The sequence below is a fragment of the Sphingomonas sp. DMC6 genome, from assembly GCF_056314225.1.
The window spans coordinates 175,041-192,453 of the sequence record NZ_JBQUYT010000001.1 but is presented as its reverse complement, the minus strand read 5'-3'; the positions used below and the strand labels follow the sequence as shown (position 1 = coordinate 192,453).

General features: G+C 65.1%; 14 protein-coding genes. 6 read left to right on the top strand and 8 right to left on the bottom strand.

The features are described 5' to 3' along the window. Positions 1-2: 2 nt before the first annotated feature. Positions 3-1,187, bottom strand: a complete 1,185-nt coding sequence (locus ACT53M_RS00800; protein WP_476230810.1) for a M24 family metallopeptidase — start codon at positions 1,185-1,187, stop codon at positions 3-5. Beyond that, positions 1,184-2,425 (bottom strand): NAD(P)/FAD-dependent oxidoreductase, encoded by a 1,242-nt coding sequence (locus ACT53M_RS00795; RefSeq protein WP_476230809.1) that lies wholly within the window; start codon positions 2,423-2,425, stop codon positions 1,184-1,186. The genes ACT53M_RS00800 and ACT53M_RS00795 overlap by 4 nt, the downstream gene beginning before the upstream one ends. Before the next feature lie 101 nt (positions 2,426-2,526). Between ACT53M_RS00795 and ACT53M_RS00790 the strand changes: the two genes are divergently transcribed. Further along, positions 2,527-3,171, top strand: a complete 645-nt coding sequence (locus tag ACT53M_RS00790) for a GntR family transcriptional regulator (RefSeq protein WP_476227429.1) — start codon at positions 2,527-2,529, stop codon at positions 3,169-3,171. Here ACT53M_RS00790 and ACT53M_RS00785 read toward each other — a convergent pair. Genes ACT53M_RS00785 through ACT53M_RS00775 form a run of 3 tightly spaced genes read right to left on the bottom strand, consistent with a single transcriptional unit; the run spans position 3,164 to position 6,557 of the window. Then, the gene (locus tag ACT53M_RS00785; RefSeq protein ID WP_476230807.1) at positions 3,164-4,597 is read right to left on the bottom strand and encodes an amino acid permease; all 1,434 of its coding nucleotides are present in this window, start codon (positions 4,595-4,597) and stop codon (positions 3,164-3,166) included. The two genes, ACT53M_RS00790 and ACT53M_RS00785, sit on opposite strands and share 8 nt — an antisense overlap. A gap of 32 nt (positions 4,598-4,629) precedes the next feature. Then, positions 4,630-5,628 (bottom strand): 4-hydroxyproline epimerase, encoded by a 999-nt coding sequence (locus ACT53M_RS00780; RefSeq protein ID WP_476230806.1) that lies wholly within the window; start codon positions 5,626-5,628, stop codon positions 4,630-4,632. A 5-nt stretch (positions 5,629-5,633) separates the two neighbouring features. After that, positions 5,634-6,557, bottom strand: a complete 924-nt coding sequence (locus ACT53M_RS00775; RefSeq protein WP_476230805.1) for a dihydrodipicolinate synthase family protein — start codon at positions 6,555-6,557, stop codon at positions 5,634-5,636. Positions 6,558-6,696: 139 nt separating this feature from the next. On the opposite strand from ACT53M_RS00775, the gene ACT53M_RS00770 reads away from it, so the two are divergent. The 4 genes from ACT53M_RS00770 (at position 6,697) to pncB (ending at position 14,149) form a co-directional block, all read left to right on the top strand. Next, on the top strand, positions 6,697-9,351 hold the full coding sequence (locus ACT53M_RS00770) for a DUF5695 domain-containing protein (RefSeq protein WP_476230804.1): 2,655 nt from the start codon (positions 6,697-6,699) through the stop codon (positions 9,349-9,351). A gap of 138 nt (positions 9,352-9,489) precedes the next feature. Continuing rightward, positions 9,490-11,889 (top strand): TonB-dependent receptor, encoded by a 2,400-nt coding sequence (locus tag ACT53M_RS00765; RefSeq protein WP_476230803.1) that lies wholly within the window; start codon positions 9,490-9,492, stop codon positions 11,887-11,889. Positions 11,890-11,913: 24 nt separating this feature from the next. After that, entirely contained in the window at positions 11,914-12,780 is an 867-nt protein-coding gene (locus ACT53M_RS00760; RefSeq protein WP_476230802.1) for a tyrosine-protein phosphatase, read from the top strand. 64 nt (positions 12,781-12,844) lie between these two features. Continuing rightward, the gene (gene pncB / locus ACT53M_RS00755; RefSeq protein WP_476230800.1) at positions 12,845-14,149 is read left to right on the top strand and encodes a nicotinate phosphoribosyltransferase; all 1,305 of its coding nucleotides are present in this window, start codon (positions 12,845-12,847) and stop codon (positions 14,147-14,149) included. Between the two features lie 89 nt (positions 14,150-14,238). On the opposite strand, the gene ACT53M_RS00750 is transcribed toward pncB, so the two are convergent. Next, complete coding sequence (locus ACT53M_RS00750; protein ID WP_476230798.1) at positions 14,239-14,463, bottom strand: hypothetical protein; 225 nt, start codon at positions 14,461-14,463, stop codon at positions 14,239-14,241. A gap of 100 nt (positions 14,464-14,563) precedes the next feature. Here ACT53M_RS00750 and ACT53M_RS00745 point away from each other — a divergent pair, with 100 nt between their 5' ends. Further along, a complete protein-coding gene (locus tag ACT53M_RS00745; RefSeq protein WP_476230797.1) occupies positions 14,564-15,718 on the top strand; it encodes an aminotransferase in 1,155 nt (384 codons plus the stop codon). A 4-nt stretch (positions 15,719-15,722) separates the two neighbouring features. Here the strand turns inward: ACT53M_RS00745 and mtnA are convergent, their stop codons facing one another. After that, complete coding sequence (gene mtnA, locus ACT53M_RS00740) at positions 15,723-16,769, bottom strand: S-methyl-5-thioribose-1-phosphate isomerase (RefSeq protein WP_476227419.1); 1,047 nt, start codon at positions 16,767-16,769, stop codon at positions 15,723-15,725. Next, positions 16,766-17,398 carry an acireductone synthase gene (mtnC, locus tag ACT53M_RS00735; protein ID WP_476227418.1) on the bottom strand — a complete coding sequence of 211 codons (633 nt, stop codon included), beginning with the start codon at positions 17,396-17,398 and terminating at the stop codon, positions 16,766-16,768. Before mtnC ends, mtnA begins: the two co-directional genes overlap by 4 nt. Between the last annotated feature and the right edge of the window lie 15 nt (positions 17,399-17,413).

Below are 17,413 nucleotides of genomic sequence, written 5' to 3'. Positions count from 1 at the left end.
CTTTACATCAACCGGTCGATCGCTGCCTGCGGCTCCGTAAACCAGCGCGGGCCGGCTTCGGTTATGTAGAAATGATCCTCGAGCCGGATGCCGAAACGCTCGGGCACGACGATCATCGGCTCGTTCGAAAAGCACATGCCGGTGTCGAGCGGCGTTCGATCCCCGCGCACCAGATAAGCCGGCTCGTGGATCGACAGGCCGATGCCGTGGCCGGTGCGGTGCGGCAGGCCCGGCAGGCGATAATCGGGGCCGAGCCCTGCACGCTCCAGGACTGCCCGGGCTGCGGCGTCCACGGCCTCGCAGGGAACGCCCGGCCGCGCAGCGGCGAAGGCGGCGGCCTGCGCCTCCTTTTCCAGCGCCCAGATCGTCTGCACCTCGTCCGAAACGCGCCCGAAGGCATAGGTGCGGGTGATGTCGGAATGATAGCCTTCGACGGTACAGCCGGTGTCGATCAGCACCAATTGGCCTTCCTCCAGCGCCTGCTCGCCGGGCAGGCCGTGGGGAAACGCCGTCGCATGACCGAACTGTACGATGCAGAAGGTGGAGCCCGCGGCGCCCAGCGCGCGATGTGCCTCGTCGATAAAGCGTTTGACGGCACCTGTGGTGATACCCGGCGCCAGGATGCGGGCGGCGCGGCGATGCACCTCCAGCGTCATGTCCTTCGCCTGCTGCATCAGCGCGATTTCCGCAGGCGACTTGCGCATCCGGCACCCGTCGATCGCGGGTCCGCCATCGACCAGCGTGACGCTTGGCGCGGCCCGCCGCAGCCGCTCGGCCATCTGGAACGGCAGCGCCGGATCGATTGCAACCGTGGCAACGCCACCCAGTGCATCGGCGACCAGCGCGAAGGGATCCTCGTCTTCTTCCCAAAGCCGCAAATCGCCCTCGATCTGCAGATCTGCCATAAGCGATCCAAGCTCAAATCGCGGACAGACGAAAATCGGTTCGCCCTCCAGCCGAAGCAGCATCGCCACCAGCCGTTCGCTCGCTCCCCAGGGCACCCCGGAAAAATAGCGCAGCGAGGCACCGGCATTGACCAGCAGCGCCTCGGCGCCCATCGTCTCCATCCGCGAGCGGGCCTGTGCGATGCGGGCCAGCCGCTCGTCGCGTGCGATGGCGGGGGCGATTTGCGCCCACGGCCCCAACGCGGCGAGTTCCGCCGCCGCATTCGATCCGCCGATGGTCATCGTCCTTGCACTCCTTCAAATCGGTCCAGGGAAAAGCCGGCGACAGACGCGGCGACGGGCTGATCGCCGATCATTGCGGCCATGATCTCGCCCGTCACCGCAGCCAGGGTCAGCCCCAGATGCTGATGCCCGAAGGCATAATAAAGATTGTCGGCGCGACTGCTCCGCCCGATCGCGGGCAGATAGTCGGGCAGCGTCGGCCGCGCGCCCATCCAGCGCGCATAGGGTCCGCGGATCGGCAGCCCCAGCGCCGCGACATGCGCCTCCAGTCGTGCCCATTTCGCCGGATCCGGCGGTGTATCCTGGCTGGCGAACTCGACGAAACTCGCCACCTGCACGCAGTCTGCGTAGCGCGTGACGATCATCGAACGGTCCTCGAACACCAGCGGCGGCAGTCCGGCGGGCCAGTCATGCTCACTACTGCGCAAATGATAGCCACGCTCGGCGATGATCGGCGCGACATGGCCGAACGGTTCCAGCAGCGCAGCCGAGCGGACGCCAGCCGCTACCAGGATCGTGCCAGCATCCTCGACCGGAACCCCGTCCAGCATCAACACCGCACGACTGGACTCCGCCGACAGTGTTGCACAACCGGCGCGGATCTCACCCCCGGCAGCCTGCAGGGTGGCGCGCATCGCCGTTGCCAGTTGGCCAAGATCGGCGATCTGCCCGGTATTGACGAAGCGGATTGCGCCTGCGGGCGCACCCGGCAGCATGGCGCGTTCCGCCGGGGTCGCATCGCGAAATGTGGCCGTGCCGATGTCGGCGCTTTCCCAATTGCGCCAGCCCGCGCAAACCTTATCCGGAGTGGACCAGCCGACATAATGCCCCGCTTCCAGCAACAGGTCGGAATCACCCAGTCCGGCAGCAAGCCGCCGCCAGGCGGGCATCGCCTCGCCCAGCAGTGCGCCCAGCGCCGCCTTGCCCGCACGGAAACGCCGGGGCGAGCCCGCTCGGATCAGCCGCAGGCCGAAGGGAAGCCAGTATCGCCACGCGCCGGGCGGCAGCGAAACGGCCCCGCCGCGTGGGAACAGCCGGGCAGGCATGCTGCGCACCGTTGCCCAGGATGCGAGCGGTTCGACCTGTTCGATCGCGATATGACCAGCATTTCCCCACGACGGCGCATGGCCGTCCACATCGTCATCGACGACTAGGACGCGGTGGCCGGCACGGATCAACGCCAGGGCGCTCGCAAGCCCGATGACACCGCCGCCAATTACTGTTATAGAACACCGCATCACTACTTCTTGCCCGGCTTACCTGCTACGTATACAGTATTTGGAAGCAATCCCTGTCTTACAACTTTAGGATTGCTGCCTTTCGGAGAATGTTCGCCCTGATGAGTATCGTCGTCCGCACCCTGTCTGAGCAGATTTTCACGATCGTTCGCGAGCAGATCGTCACCGGCAAGCTGCCCGTCGATCAGGCAATCCGCCAGGATGCGCTGGCGCAGACCCTTGGTGTGAGCAAGATTCCGCTGCGCGAGGCGCTCGCCCGGCTGGCGCACGAAGGGTTGCTGGTCGGACAGGCCAATCGCGGCTATTTCGTCCGCCAGATGTCGGCCGGCGAGGCGGAGGAAATTTACGCGCTGCGGCTCGCGATCGAACCCGACGCGATGGCACTCGCGGCGGAAGCGGCCACCGATGAAGATCGGGCGGCAGCGCGCGAGGCGTTGTCGGCGCTCGATGTGGCGGCGGCGGAACGGCTGGATGACGTCGCGCGGTGCAACCGCGAATTTCACATGGCGCTGGTGCGCCCCAGCAAGCGCCTGCTTACCATCCAGCTTGTCGAGCGGCTGCAGATCCTGGCGGAGCGCTATGTCCACAAGCATCTTGAGCCCGCCGGACGCGAGGACCGCGCCCATCTCGAGCATGCGGACCTGTTTGCCGCCTGGGAAAGCGGCGACGCCAAGCGCGCCCGCACGCTGGCGCGAGCCCATATCCAGGGCACCCTGTCCGACCTTCGCCGTCAATTGATCAGCTGATCGCAGCGGGCGCCGCGCGCTTCTGGGCCAGCAGGCTCCGCGCGCGACCATAGAACAGATAGACGAGCAGCCCCGCGACGTTCCAGGCGAGGAAACGCACCAGCGTTTTCTCGGGCAGCGACCAGAGAAGATACAGGCACCCGAGGACGGCAATCGTGCCCACCCAGTAGGGTGCGGGGCAGCGGAACACGCGCGCAACGTCGGGCGCGCGGCGGCGCAGCAGCATCATGCACAGGCCGACGGCAATGAACGCGAGCAGCGTGCCTGCATTGGCCAGCTCTGCAATCTCGTCGAGCCGCAGGAAGCCCGCCACCGCTGCCACGAACATGCCGGTAATCCCCGTGACCAGCACGGGCGATCCGGTGCGGGGCGATACCCGGGCAAGCAGGCGCGGCAACAACCCGTCGCGCGCCATTACGAAGAAGATGCGGCTCTGGCCGTACATCATCACCAGGATAACCGACGGCAGCGCGACCAGCGCCGCCGCCGCAATCGCCCAGGCGGCAAAGGGATGATTCAGCGTCCGCAATACCAGCGCCAGCGGCTCGGGCGAATTGCCGAGTGCGGTGTATGGCATCGCACCCACGGCCGCCAGCGCAACCAGAATGTAGATACTCGTGCACAGCGCCATCGACCCGACAATGCCGATCGTCAGGTCTCGGCCCGGCCGTTTCGCTTCCTCTGCCGAGGTCGCGACCGCGTCGAAGCCATAAAAGGCGAAGAACACGATTGCGGCGGCCGCCATCACGCCGCGCGTGCTGCTGCCGTCTGCATGGGAAGCAAAGCCATAGGGCATGAAAGGATGGAAATGCGCCGGATCGAAGCCCGGGAGTGCGAGCGCGACGAACACGGCGAGCGCGACCAGCTTGATCGCGACCAGCACGATGTTGAGCGTGGCGCTCTCGCGCGTGCCCGCCATCAGCATGCCTGCAATGCCCAGCGAGACCAGCACAGCGGGCAGGTTGACCAGCCCACCGGCATGCGGCCCCTGCAGCAGCATCGCAGGCAGATGCACACCTGCCGATTGCAGCCAGCCCACGAGATAGCCGGACCAGCCGACCGCGACAGCCGAACAGGCGAGCGAATATTCGAGGATCAGGCTCCAGCCCACCACCCAGGCAACCGTTTCGCCCAGCACCGAATAGCTATAGGTATAGGCGCTGCCGGCCGCCGGCATCATCGTCGCCAGCTCGGCATAGGCGAGCGCGGCACAGGCACAGACCGCACCGGCGATCACAAATGCCAGGATCACCGCAGGCCCTGCCCGCTCGGCGCCCACACCGGTCAGGGTATAGATACCGGTACCGACGATCGCGCCGACGCCCAGGGCGATCAGATGCGGCCAGGAAAGGCTTGGACGCAGCCGGTGTTCGGCATGGGGCGTTGCGCTCGCAGCAATCGGCTTTACCGGCCCCCAGAACCCCATATGCGCCCCTCCCCCCTGTATTGTGAATGTCGTTAGACGACCGAAAAGCCCGCCCAGAACGGGTCTTCGCGGTCGATCCAGATTGTGTTGAAGCCGGTCGCCACTGCCGATCCCTCGATCGAGGGGATGATGCCCGGAAGGTCGCCGACGGTCGTGATTTCCTCGACCCGTCCGATGAATCGGCTACCGATATAGCTTTCATGGACAAAGCGATCGCCGGCGTTCAGACGGCCCTTGTGCACCAGATGCGCCAGCCGTGCCGACGTGCCCGTGCCACAGGGGCTGCGGTCGATCGCCCGTTCGCCATAGAAGACCGCGTTGCGGCCGTCGGCGCCCTCGCCCTTCGGCGCATCGGCCCACAGGACATGGCTCACGCCGCGGATCCGGTCGTCGAGCGGGTGCACCGGCTCGACAGCTGCCCGCATCAGGGTCCGGATCGTGCGGCTAAGTTCGACGATCCGCGACGCACCCAGATCGTCCAGCCCGGTATAGGCGCCCTGCGGCTCGATGATCGCATAGTAATTGCCGCCATAAGCGACATCGATGCTGAGCGGCCCGAAGCCGGGCACCTCGATCCGCACGTCGGTGACGGCAACATAGGCCGGCACATTGCGAATCCGCACCCAGCGCACGCGGTTTCCCTCGGCGCCATAGGCGATATCGATCAGCCCGGCCGGCACTTCGATACGCAACTGGCCGGGCGTGCGCGGCGTGATCAGACCGTGCTCAAGTCCGAAGGTGACCATGCCGATCGTGCCATGGCCGCACATCGGCAGGCAGCCCGACGTCTCGATGAACAGAATGCCGCAATCGGCATCCTCGCGCGTCGGCGGGTAGAGGAACCCGCCGGACATCATATCGTGCCCGCGCGGTTCGAAGCACAGGCCGGTACGAATCCAGTCGAACCGATCTATAAAATCCGCCCGGCGCGTTAGCATGTCACCGCCACGCAGCAGCGGTGCGCCACCAGTTACCAACCGCACCGGATTTCCCGCGGTGTGGCCGTCGATGCAGAAGAAATGGTGGCGCATCACGGTCAGGCTGCGACCTGCAGGCGAAGGCTCGGCCGGGTGGCTGCCGCTTCCTCGACCCAGCGGATCACCTGCGCGCGGCGTTCCCCGGCCAGCGGCAGGCGCGGCATGCGCACGCGCTCGCTGCCGCGGCCCATGATCTGCTCGGCCAGCTTGATCGACTGGACGAGATCATGTTCGGCATCGAGGTGCAGCAACGGCATGAACCAGCGATAGATTTCGCGCGCTTCTTCCCATCGGCCCTCGTTGAAGGCTGCGACCAGTCGCACCGACTCCGCCGGGAAAGCGCTGGTCAGGCCCGAAACCCAGCCAGACGCGCCGAGCATCAGCCCTTCCAGCGCGATATCGTCCAGACCGGCCATCACCGTATAACGATCACCGAACCGGTTGAGCACGTCGGTAAAGCGACGCGGATCGGGCGCGCTTTCCTTGACCGCGACGATGTTCGGCACGTCCGACAACCGTTCCAGCGTTTCGAAATCGATCTGCACGCGATAGGCTGGCGGATTGTTGTAGAGCATGATCGGCAGCGACGTCGCCGCCGCAACCGCGCGGAAGTGCGCTTCCAGCTCGGCAACGGTGGGTACATAAACCATGGCCGGCAGCACCATCAGCGCATCGACACCGATCGCCTCTGCCTCGCGGGCATAGGCTACGGCGCGCGCGGTAGTGAGTTCGGAAACACCCGCGACCAGCGGCACGCGACCGCCAACCGCTTCGACGCCAGCCTTCAGAACGGTACGCTTTTCCTCAGGCTCAAGCGAGTTGTTCTCGCCGCAGGTGCCGAGCAGGATCAGTCCGTCGACGCCGTCATCGACCAAAGCGGTTTGGGTGGCCTGAGTCGCGGCGATGTCAACCGAGAGATCCTCGGCAAACTGGGTCGTCGCGGCGGGATAGACGCCGGTCCATAGCGTCGTGGAAGCACTCATCGAAAACGGACTCCTGAGATTGAAAATTTCGTATACCGTATTCTCGCGCCAAGGCAAGCGCGCCGTCCATAATGTGCGTAACCTTGCACCGCATGGGCGCTGTATGCAAAAGGAATACGGTATTCTACTGAGGACAGACATGCGGATTGATCGGCGGGAAGCTTTGTGTGTTTCCGGCGCCCTGTGCATCGCCGGCTTTCCGCGCACGGCCGAGGCTGGACGGGCGGCGATGGGCGACTGGGTACTCGCCCTTTGCCCGGAATCCGGCGTGCTCGCGCAGCTTTCGCGGGCCGGGTCGCCCGACTTCAGCTTCGTACCAGTGTTGCACGACAAGGCTTTAGCGGGCCATTATGCTCTGGGCGACTGCGACATCCGGTACCGCAACGGTCACGACTGGCTCGATGTCTCCACGGCCTTCCACCGGACAAAGCTGCCAACGCTGCCCTTGCTGGACGGTGAATTCGCAGCCCTGGATGTGACCCCGGCCCTGCCCCCCAGCACCCCCTTCGCCGTCGAACGACGCTGGGCGATCGATGGCGATGCCATTGTGCTGCGTACCGCGATTCGCAATCGTTCGAGCCAACCCGTTGAAATAGGCGGACTCGGCTTTGCGATGGTGTTCGACAACATTCTGACCGACCGCACGCTGGAACAGGCGCACGCCGCCGCCAGCTTCACCGATCCCTATATCGGTCTCGACGCAGGTCATGTGCAGGTCACGCGCCTCAACGGTAAGGGCCCCGCGCTGCTGGTGCTGCCGGAGCCCGGCACGCCGCTGGAGGCATGGGCGCCAGTCGCCGACGGCGACGGGCTGTTGCGCGACCGGACGAAGCGGGGCCTGACCTTTGAAGGTTTCTATCGCTGGATGGTCGCCAGCAAGGGCTTCGCCGATCGAGAATGGCAGAGCGCGGAGCAGTGGAACACGCCAACCAGCTTCACGCTGGCACCCGGCGAGACGCGCCGCTTCGGACTGCGGCTCGTGGCGTCGCCGTCGATCCGTGCGCTGGAAGAAACACGCGCGCGTGCCGGTATGCCGCTGGCGATCGGCGTACCCGGCTATGTCGTCCCCACCGACTTGCCCGCCGACCTGTTCGTCAAGGCGTCCGGCCCGGTGCGATCGATGGAGGTACATCCCGAAGGCGCACTGGCGATCTCTGCCTCTGAGCCGGCCGGCACGTGGCAGCGGTACCGCGTCACCGGCCAGCGCTGGGGCCGCTCGCGGCTGACGCTCGTCCATCACGACGGCATGCGCCAGACGATCCATTATTTCGTCACCAAGCCGTTCCAGACCGTGGCAGGCGATCTCGGCCGCTTCCTGTTCACCCGGCAATGGTACGAAAACCCCGCCGACCGCTTCGGCCGCAGCCCGTCGTTGATGAGCTACGATCGCGAGCGCAATGCCCTTGTCACGCAGGAACAGCGCGTCTGGATCGCCGGCCTGAGCGACGAAGGCGGCGCCGGCGGCTGGCTGGCTGCGATCATGAAGCAGCTCGACAATCCCGACCCTGCCGAGGTCGCGAAGTTCGAGCGGTTCCATGTCGAGGTGATCGAACGAAGGCTGCAGGCGCCAGACGGACCGGCGGCCTATGGCGTGCGCAAGAGCCTGTTTCATTACGATCCGGCGCGACCGCAGGACTATGATCCGGCAATCGACTGGTCCACCTGGGCAAGCTGGAAGCCGGATCAGGCGGATTCGGTGGTCCGCTCGTTCAACTATGTCCATGTCGCGGCGGCGCAATGGGTACTCTATCGCCTCGCGCGCAACCATGTCGGCCTTGTCCAGGCGCATGACTGGCGCTGGTATCTCGAGCGCGCGCTACAAACGACGCTCGCCATGGCACGGCTGGCGCCCGACTATCTGCCCTTCGGCCAGATGGAAGGCGATGTCTTCGTGGCCATTCTTTCGGACCTGCGCCGCGAGGGCTGGACGGAGAAAGCGGATGCGCTGGAGGCCATGATGCGCACGCGCGCGGATCGCTGGCGGGGCGAGGCCTATCCGTTCGGCAGCGAAATGCCGTGGGATTCGACGGGCCAGGAGGAAGTCTATGCCTGGATGCGCCACTTTGGGGACGACGCGAAGGCAGCCCTGACCCGCGAAGTGATCCTGGGCTATGACCCGCTGGTGCCGCACTGGGGCTATAACGGCAGCGCGCGGCGCTACTGGGACTTTCTCTACGCTGGCAAGACCCCGCGCGTCGAGCGCCAGCTCCACCATTATGGTTCGTCGATCAACGCGCTGCCGCTGTTCGATTCCTATCGCCGTGACCCCGACGACTTCCACCTGCTGCGCGTCGCCTATGGCGGGCTGATGGGGTCACTGACCAATATCGATCAGGAAGGATTCGGCGCCTGCGCCTTTCATTCCTATCCGGACCTGATGCGGTTCGACGCCTATTCGGGTGACTACGGGATGAGCTTCTTCGGCCACGCCTTTGCTGCGGCAAGCTATCTGGTGGAGCATCCCGAATGGGGCTGGATCGGCTTTGGCGGCACGGTGCGCCAGCAGAATGCGCAGGTCGTGATGGAGCCGCGCGACAGCGCCCGTACCCGCATCTTCCTGGCACCGCAGCGCCTTTGGCTGGAGCTGGAAGCGGGCAAGTTCGAAACAGTAGCGCTTGATCGCAGCACCGGTGCGGTGACGCTTACGCTGGCTGCTGCAACTGCGAACTGCCCGAAGGCGCGGCTGGCTATCGGGGGCAATTACCGGCTCGAGAAGGCCTTCGCCACGGATCGTGGAGCGCACGTGATTCCGTTGAATGACAATCCACAAGATATTGTATTATTGCCAAAATAACCAGGATCGACTGCAGTGCTTGCCGCAATTCCGTAACAGAAGCATGTCCTGTTAGTTTCCAAACCGTTTCCAAAACGCAACGCACCTTACATATTGCACCGCCAGAAAAGATCCCGATTCGAAACCGGGGGATTTTCCATGATCATCGTCAATTCGACTACGGCACGCCTGCTTGCGGCCACCGCCCTCACCTTGTCGCTCGGCGCCCTGCCGGCGTTCGCCAACGATCATGAGGAAACCAAGGCAACTGCGAACGCAGACAATGACGATAACCAGGGCCTGACCGAAGTCGTCGTGACTGCCCAGAAGCGCCCGGAAAACCTCCAGAACACGCCGATCGCGATTTCGGTTCTGGATAGCAAGGGCATCGAGAACCGCCACGTCCAATCGCTGGTCGATCTGGGCGACGGCGCGATCCCGTCGCTCAAGGTCGCCCCCTTCTACTCGCGCAACTCGGCGCTGATCGTGAACATTCGCGGCGTGGGCGTGCTGTCGGACAGCAACCAGCCGGCGCGCGATCAGGGCGTCGGCGTCTATATTGACGGCGTATATCTGGGCCGCGCCCAGGGCCTCGGCGCCGCGATCTATGACGTGCAGAGCATCGAAGTGCTCAAGGGCCCGCAGGGCACGCTGTTCGGCCGTAACACCGAAGGCGGCGCCGTCAACATCACCACCAAGAAGCCGAGCGGCGAACTACACCTGAACGCCACTGCCGGCGTCGGCAATTACGGCGCCTATAAGGGCGAAGTGCATCTCGACCTGCCGAGCTATCAAAATATCTCGGTGAAGGTCGACGGGCTGGTGACCTATCGCAATGCGCTGGTGAAGAACCGACTCGATAGCGCCTATGGCTTCAACTATTTCGACAAGCGCGGCCTCCACGCCCAGGCGCTGTGGCAGCCGGTTGACGGCTTCAGTGCCGACTATTCGTTCGACATTTCCTACGACGCCTCGACCTCGCTCTACCTGCAGCTACTGGCGCCGGGTTCGCTGCCAACGGCCGCTGCCGCGACGGTGCAGAGCAGCCGCGCCACCACGTCGAATGTCGGCGTGCCCGAACAGCCCAGCGTCGGCAAGACGCACGGTCACCGCTTGACCCTCAACTATCAGGTGATGCCGGGGCTGCAGCTCAAGTCGATCAGCTCGTATCGCGAACTTACCCAGAGCCAGTATGACAATGGCTCGGCTTCGACGACAATGATTACCCAGCCCAAGAAAGACGGGACTGTCGATTTCACCGGCACCCCCTTCAGCCGCTACAGCCTGGCCATGTTCAACCAGGACCAGTATAGCGAGGAACTGCAGGCGATCGGCGATATGGGCCGCGTGAAGTTCGTCGCCGGTGCGCTTTATTACCACGAATATGTGGACGATAACGCCCAGGCGTTCGCGACGAACCAGTTCACCGATGCCGCCGGCAGCGTCTACAAGATCCTGTCGCTCGACTATGCCGCACAGCGTATCGATCGTGCCAGCCGCGTGAAGACGACCAGCTATGGCGTGTTCGGCCAGGCGACCTATACCCCGTCCGTGGCGAACGATATTCTCCACCTGACGCTGGGCGCCCGCTGGACCAATGACAAGAAGAAGGGCCAGCTCTTCATCATCAACGGTGCCACGCCGCAGGTGAACGGCGTCACGGCGCCGCTGAACCTCAACGCCTCCTGGTCGCGTGTCGACCCGCTCGTCAATCTGGCGGTCGACGTTTCGCGCGACGTGCATGTCTATGGCAAGTGGAGCACCGGCTATAAGTCGGGCGGCGCCAATTCGCGCTCGCTCTTCTATGCGCCGTTCAACCCGGAAACGCTGTCGATGTTCGAAATCGGCGCCAAGACCGAGTTCTGGAACCACCGCGCGCGCCTCAACCTGGCCGCCTACACCGGTGCCTACAAGAACATCCAGCTCGACTTCAGCGCCCAGTACCAGCAGTTCGATGCGCAAGGGCACCTGCTCACCACGCTGCGTACCACCACCGAGACCTATAACGCTCCCGGTACCGGGCGCGTGAAGGGCATCGAAGCCGACTTCACCGTCACCCCGGTGAACGGCCTGACGCTGGGCGCGAGCTATTCGTACAACAGCGTGAAGATCCCGGCGACCAAGAACCCGTTCCGCCAGAGCGACGGCACGGTCATCCCCTTCGCGATCCCGATCTATCCGGTCTACACGCCCGAGCATTCGGCCAGCGGCTCGATCGATTACATCGTGCCGATGATCGGCTATTCGATCGCCGCCCATTTCGATGCGAACTATGACTCGGGCTATTACGCCAACTACAACGACCCGCTTTTCAACACGAAGACCGGTCAGGTCGTGGTGTCGCAGCCCAAGGGCGACAAGGCGCTGCTGTTCAACGGTCGCCTCAGCGTGGCCGACATACTGGTTGCGGAAGGTACCCGGGTCACCTTCTCGGTCTGGGCACGCAACCTCTTCAACGAACAGCACCTTTTCTACAAATCGCTGAGCACCACTGCGGGCCTGCAAGGCTTTTTCAATGAGCCGCGCACCTGGGGCGGCGAAGTCAATCTGCGGTTCTGATCGCGCACCAACGGGGAGGATGCCATGCGCAACCAGGTACGTCTCGTCCTGCTCACTGCATCGTTGCTGGCGAGCCCGGCTGCGCATGTTCTCCCCGCATCTGCCCAGACAGCGGCAGCACCGGTCGCGCATGACCGGTTGCTGCCGCTCCAGGGCGGCCGCAATTTCCGCGACCTGGGCGGCTATCGCACTGCCGATGGCCGCATGGTCAAATGGGGTATGCTGTTTCGGTCGGGCTCGATGCACGGCCTTACCGACAGCGACTTCGGCTATCTGGAACGGCTTGGCATCCGTGTGGTGTGCGACCTGCGCGACAGCCGCGAGCGCGCCGCCGAACCGGTGCGCTGGCCGAACGCGGAGATGCCGCGCGTGCTGAGCGATGACTATGCGCTCGACCTGCGCTTCCTTCCCGCCGGCAGCCCGAAAGACTGGACGCCGGAACAGGTGCAAGGCGCCATGGCGGCGTCCTATCCGCGCATGCTTGCGCAGTTCAACGGCCAGTATCGCCGCATGTTCGGCGAGCTGCTGGCCGGGCACGCTCCGCTCGCGTTCAACTGCTCGGCCGGCAAGGACCGCACCGGCATCGCTGCCGCGCTCCTGCTGACGGCGCTGGGCGTGCCGCGGGAAACGGTGATCGAGGACTATCTCCTCACCAACACCTATCTCGATCCTGCCAAGCTGATGGGGGGCGCTCCCAATCCGGCCAATCCGCTGGCATCGCTGCCGCCGGCGGTAATGCGCCCGCTGCTGGCCGCCGACCGCAGCTATATCGAAGCGGCATTTGCCGTAGTCGACGCACACAAGGACGGCGCGGACGGTTATCTGCGCGACGCGCTCGGGCTGGGACCGGTCGAGCGCCGCAAATTGCAGGATCTCTACCTCACCCGCTGACCGCCGCCGGGAAAAACGTGCGAGGGGCGGTGCACAGCCGCCCCCGATCGGCTAGGCGGGCGGCATGGCCGTCACCGACATCGCGACCCGCACCTACAACCATAATTTCCGGCTGGACCCGATCGTCCGCAGCCTGCTCGATACCGATTTCTACAAGCTGCTGATGCTGCAGATGATCCGCCATCTGCACCCGGGCACCCATGTCACTTTCTCGGTGATCAACCGCACGCAGACGGTACGGCTTGCCGACAGCATCGACGAGGGCGAGCTTCGCGCGCAACTGGACCATGCCCGCAGCCTGCGCTTCGGCAAGAAAGAACTGATCTGGCTTGCCGGCAACAGCTTCTACGGCAAGACCCAGATGTTCGCGCCGGACTTCATCGCCTGGCTGGCCGATTTCCGGTTGCCCGACTATCATCTCGAAAAGCACGATGGCCAGTATCTGCTCCAGTTCGTTGGCCCCTGGACGCACACGACCATGTGGGAAATCCCTGCGCTCGCCATCCTGAACGAGCTGCGTTCGCGCGCCGCGATGCGGGACAAGGGCAAGTTCGCGCTCGATGTGCTCTATGCCCGCGCCAAGGCGAAGCTGTGGGACAAGGTGGAACGGCTGCGCCTGCTGCCCGATCTGGTCCTGTCGGATTTCGGCACCCGGCGCCGGCACGGCTTTCTGTGGCAGCGCTGGTGCGTCGAGGCGCTGAAGGAAGGACTTGGCCACCGCTTTATCGGCACCTCCAACGTGCTGCTGGCGATGGACGCCGACCTCGAGGCGATCGGCACCAACGCCCATGAACTGCCGATGGTGGAAGCCGCCCTTTCGCTCGACGATACGGCGCTGGCAGACGCGCCCTACCGCGTGCTCGAACAATGGCGCCGGCATTATGGCGGCAACCTGCTGATCGCCCTGCCCGACGCCTTCGGCACCACTGCCTTTCTGCGAAATGCGCCCGACTGGGTGGCGGACTGGACCGGTTTCCGGCCCGACAGCATGCCGCCGATCGAAGGCGGCGAGCAGATCATCCGCTGGTGGCAGGCCATGGGCCGCGATCCGGGGAGCAAGTTGCTGATCTTCTCCGACGGGATGGACGTGGATTCGATCGAGCGCACCTATCGGCACTTTACCGGGCGCGTGCGAATGAGCTTCGGCTGGGGCACGAACCTGACCAACGACTTTCGCGGCTGCGACCCCGATGGCGACGCCGGGCTGGAGCCGATCTCGCTGGTCTGCAAGGTGAGTGCGGCTGATGGCCGCCCGGCGGTCAAGCTGTCCGATAACCCGGCAAAGGCGACCGGCGATCCGGAAGTGATCGCGCGCTATTTGCGGCTGTTCGGCACGGAAGGCCGAACCGAATGCGAAGTGGCGGTTTAGGCGCCGCTTACGCTCCCGCACCTAGGGTGTAGATGCGCGGCGCGGCAGTGGGCGGATGCCAGCCATCGCCGCGCTGCATCTGGGAGGTTTTACTTGCGGTCCTTCCGGCCACCGCGCCAGTAAAGCAGGCCAGCGACGACTGCAGCCGATCCCACACCGATCGCCGCGCCCATGCCGATCTGGCGCGTGGTCGGCATGCGGCGCTTCTTGGCTTCCGCGATTTCCTTCACTGCGGCCATCGCTTCGCCATCGCCACTCGATTCCGTCTTTTGCGGCGTGTTCTGGTCCTTCTGGACTGGCGACTTGCTGGTCATGGGTATCCTTTATTCAACGCACGATACGCAACGGGCCTTCCATGCGGCCACTGAGCCTACACTTGCAACCCGCAAGCGCAGCCCGCAATAGCAGACTGCGATGAACCCGATCTATTCTTCGATGGGCACAACCATCTTCGAAGCCATGTCTGCCCGCGCGCGAGCGCGCGGCGCAATCAACCTGGGACAGGGCTTTGCCGACGGACGGGGGCCGGAAGCGGTGCTGGAGGCAGCCGCCCGCGCCGTGCTGGAAAAATCGAACCAGTATCCTCCGATGGCCGGCCTGCCCGAACTGCGCCAGGCCGTGGCCGATCACTATGCCCGGCACCAGGGGCTGGACCTGTCCGCCGAGGAAGTGATCGTCACTTCGGGCGCGACCGAAGCGCTGGCGGCAGCCCTTTTCGCGCTGATCACCCCGGGCGACGAAGTGCTGTGCTTCCAGCCGCTCTACGACGCCTATGTCCCGCTTATCCGCCGTGCGGGTGGCGTGCCGCGCTTCGTGCGCCTCAGCCCGCCCGAATGGCGGATCGAGCGCGCGGCGCTGGAGGCTGCGGTGACGGCGAAGACCCGCCTGATTCTGCTCAACAATCCGCTCAATCCCGCCGCGACGATGACCAGCGCCGCGGATCTGGCGATGCTCGCCGATTTTTGCGTCGCGCACGACCTGACCGCGATCTGCGACGAGGTTTGGGAGCATGTCACCTTCGACGGCGCCCGGCACCTGCCGCTGATCGGCTTTCCGGGCATGCGCGAACGCACCGTGAAGATCGGCAGCGCGGGCAAGATCTTTGCGCTGACCGGGTTCAAGGTCGGCTGGATGTGCGCAGCGCCGCCGCTCGCCCGCGTCGTCGCCAAAGCGCACCAGTTCCTCACCTTCACCACCCCGCCCAACCTGCAATGGGCGGTGGCTGAAGGGCTGGCGACACAGGATGACTGGGTGCAGGCGGCGCGCCACCGGTTCCAGGCCGGGCGCGACCGGCTGGCGGCAGGACTGCGCGACGCGGGGCTGGCGGTACTGCCGAGCGCGGCGACCTATTTCCTGTCGGTCGATCTGACCGCGTCGGAACTGGCGATGGACGATGTGACGTTCAGCGAGCGGCTGGTCGACGAGGCAGGCGTGGCGACGATCCCCGTATCGGCCTTCTATGCCGAGGATGCGGTGACGAACGTGGTGCGCTTCTGCTTCGTCAAGGAAGACGCGGTGCTGGACGAGGCGATCGCGCGCGTGCGGGACTGGCGGACGCGGCAGGGGTGAAGCCTCAGATGCGGTCCAGCACCCCGCGCTCGGTGATATAGCCGGTTACCAGCCGCGCCGGGGTCACGTCGAACGCCGGATTCAGCGCGGGAGAATCCGTGACCCGAACCGTCGCGATGCGGCCGCTTTCGTCCGGGCCGGTCAGCCGGGTGACTTCCTCTGCCGCGCGGTTCTCGATGGGAATGTCGGCGCCGGTCGCGGTCGCGGGATCGAACGTCGTGTAGGGCAGCGCGACATAGAAAGGCACACCGTTGTCGTGCGCCGCCAGCGCCTTCAGATAGGTGCCGATCTTGTTGCAGACATCGCCGTTTGCGGTCACCCGGTCGGTCCCGACGATCACCGCGTCGACCTGCCCCTGCATCATCAACAGGCCGCCGGCATTGTCCGCGATCACCGTGTGCGGCACGCCGTGGTTGCGCAGCTCGAACGCGGTGAGCAGCGCCCCCTGATTGCGCGGCCGCGTCTCGTCGACCCAGACATGCACCGGGATGCCGGCATCATGCGCGAGATAGATCGGCGCAGTCGCGGTGCCATAATCGACCGTCGCCAGCCAGCCGGCATTGCAATGGGTGAGGATGTTGAGCGGGCGATCTGGGTGCTTCGCATGAAGCTCGCGCAGCAGGCCCAGCCCATGCTCGCCGATCGCGCGGCAAAGTTCGGCATCCTCATCGCAGATCGCGTCGGCACGGGCGAACGCGGCAGCAGCGCGCTCGGTCACGGGCAGCGGCTGCACCGCTGCCCGAACCTGATCGAGCGCCCAGCGCAGGTTGATCGCTGTCGGCCGGGTTTCGACCAGCGTCGCATAGGCGGCATTGAGCCCGGCGTCGCTGGCATCGACGGAGAGTGCCATGGCGAGACCATAGGCAGCGGTCGCTCCGATCATCGGCGCGCCGCGTGTCCACATCTCCCTAATCGCGACAGCCGCCGCATTCAGGTCGCGCAGTTCGACCCAGCGGATTTCCCAAGGCAGCTGCCGCTGGTCGAGGATGCAGACCCCCTGCCCGTCTGCGGTGCGCGCGATCGAGCGGGTGTGCTTGTCTTCGAGGATCACAGGCGAATCTCCGCGAGCGAGTGGATGTCGGCGGGGCCGCCCTGCCGATCGATCAGCAGCGCGCCCAGCCCGGCAGCGCGGGCGGCATCGACTTCCGCCTGCATGTCCGAGACGAACAGGATTTCCGGCGGCGCGAAGCCGGTCGCGTCAGCGATCTTCGCATAGCTGGCCGCTTCGCGCTTCGGGCCGGTGGTCGTGTCGAAATAGCCCGAGAGATACGACGTCAGGTCACCCGCGATTGAGCGGCCGAAGATCAGCTTCTGCGCCGCGATCGAGCCCGAGGAATAGATGAATATCGCCACCCCGGCGGTGAACCAGCGGCGCAGCGCCTCCGGCGTGTCGGGATAGACATCGCCCTGAAGCGTGCCATCGGCATAGCCCCGTTCCCAGATCAACCCCTGCAGCGTCTTGAGGGGCGTTTCCTTGCGGTCCTCGTCGATCCATTGCAGCAGCGTCGCAACCTTGTCGTCGCCCGGCACCGCGGCGAGGATCGGTGCCACCGATTCCGCATGGGTGGCGACATAGCCGGCCAGATGCGCGCGGGCATAGGGGAACAGCACATCCGCCACAAAGGCGATGCTGCTGGTTGTCCCCTCGATATCGAGCAGGACGGCCTTGGGCTGGGTCATGAACAAAAACTCGGC